The 1872-nt window shown below is 66.7% G+C and carries 2 protein-coding genes; one reads left to right on the top strand and one right to left on the bottom strand.

The genetic code is table 11. The features are described 5' to 3' along the window. The coding region (locus EN750_RS32280) for an antibiotic biosynthesis monooxygenase (RefSeq protein ID WP_145968124.1) at positions 1-184 on the top strand (184 nt) is incomplete at its 5' end. A gap of 69 nt (positions 185-253) precedes the next feature. On the opposite strand, the gene EN750_RS32275 is transcribed toward EN750_RS32280, so the two are convergent. After that, positions 254-1872: L-glutamate gamma-semialdehyde dehydrogenase (locus EN750_RS32275; protein ID WP_127399104.1), on the bottom strand; the 1619-nt coding region annotated here is incomplete at its 5' end.

The following is a 1872-nucleotide window of genomic DNA, read 5'->3' as shown; positions in this document are numbered from 1 at the left end:
GGTCAACGAGACCGAAGGCTACACGCTTTTCGCGTCGCACACGGTGTGGGCCAGCCACGACGATTTTATCGCCTGGACCAAGTCCGAGAATTTCCGCGCCGCCCACAGGAATGTCGGCACGCCAAAGGTCCACTATCTCGGCCACCCCCAGTTCGAGGGTTTTTCGGTCGTCGAAGGCGCGTAATGCATGTCGGCCAAAAGTGGTCCCGATTTTGGGACAACGACATGCATAAAAACAAAAGTTGACCGGGGGTCAGGCCCCGGCCAGCAAGCTCGCATTGCCGCCCGCGGCGGTGGTGTCGACGCAGACCGCCCGTTCATGCGCATAAGCCGCCGGGTTGAGCACCTCCGTGACCAGCGGCACGATCGGGCCGGAGCGGTCGGCGATGACCTTGCGCACGATGCGCGCGGCCTCGGACGTGCCTGAAAAAGCGACGACGTCGACGCGTAGCGCGCGCGCCTCGACCGGATCCGGCCGGCCGTCGATGGCGGCCAGCGGCAGGCCCTTGCCGGTCAACGCAGAAAGGGCTGCCGGTGCACCTGGCGCAACGGCCAGCACGGCATTGCCGGCGGCGAGCGCCTGGATCGTCTGCGCCAGCAGCGTATCGCCGTCAGGACCGAGGCACAGCACCCGTCCGCGTGGCGACAGCGAGAGCGTGTTGGCCTCGCCGGTCGGCCCGGGCAGGTCGATCTGGCCGAAATCGATGCCGGCGGCCGCACCTATGGCCGCAGCACCCTTGCCGCGCAGATGCTTCCTCAGAATGGCGATCCGGTCCGGACGGGTCGACCAGCCGCCAAGTGTGGGATCGGGCAGATTGTCGGCAAGTTCGGTCGCCGTCACCTTATGGCCATCCTGCAAATCGGTACCAGCCTCCAGCCCCTTGCGGAAGCGGCGGAGATAGTGCGGGCCGCCGGCCTTCGGGCCGGTGCCTGAAAGCCCCTCGCCGCCAAACGGCTGCGAACCGACGACGGCGCCGATCTGGTTGCGGTTGACATAGATGTTGCCGGCATGGATGCCGTCGACGAAATGCTGGACGCGGCCCTCGATCCGGGTGTGCAGCCCGAAGGTCAGGCCGTAGCCCTTGCGGTTGATGGCGGCGATGACCGCGTCGATCTCGTCGGCGTCGAAACTGGCGACATGCAGCACCGGCCCGAACACCTCGCGCTCCATATCCTCGATACCCTTGACGCGGAAGACGTGGGGCGCGACGAAGCGACCTTCCTTCGGCGCTTCGAGCTTGGCGATCAGCCGGCCCTGCAGGCCCATCTTCGTGCAGTACTCGCGGATCGAGCTCTGTGCCTCGTCGTCGATGACCGGGCCGACATCGGTCGAAATCCGCCAGGGATCGCCGACATTGAGCGCCTCCATGGCGCCCTTCAGCATCTCCAGCATCTTCTTCTCGACGTCCTTCTGCACGTAGAGCACGCGCAGCGCCGAGCAGCGCTGGCCGGCACTCTGGAAGGCCGAGGCCAGGATATCGCGCACCGCCTGTTCGGGCAGCGCGGTGGAATCGACGATCATCGCGTTAAGGCCGCCGGTCTCGGCGATCAGCATGGCGTCGGGCTCGGCCGTCTCGGCCAGCTGCTTCTCGATCAGCTTGGCAACCTCGGTCGAGCCGGTGAAGCAAACGCCGGCGATGCGCGGATCCGATGTAAGCGGCCCGCCGACCGACGGGCCGTCGCCGGGCAGGAGCTGGATGACATCTTCCGGCACGCCGGCCTCGCGCAGCAATTCGACGGCGCGGAAGGCGATCAGCGGCGTCTGCTCGGCCGGCTTGGCGATGGCCGAATTGCCGGTGACGAGCGCGGCCGCGATCTGGCCGGTGAAGATGGCGAGCGGAAAATTCCACGGTGAAATGCAGACGATGGCGC

It is taken from the genome of Mesorhizobium sp. M7A.F.Ca.ET.027.03.2.1 (genome assembly GCF_003999175.1).
Taxonomy (GTDB): domain Bacteria; phylum Pseudomonadota; class Alphaproteobacteria; order Rhizobiales; family Rhizobiaceae; genus Mesorhizobium.
This window is presented reverse-complemented; position numbering and strand designations above follow the sequence as displayed.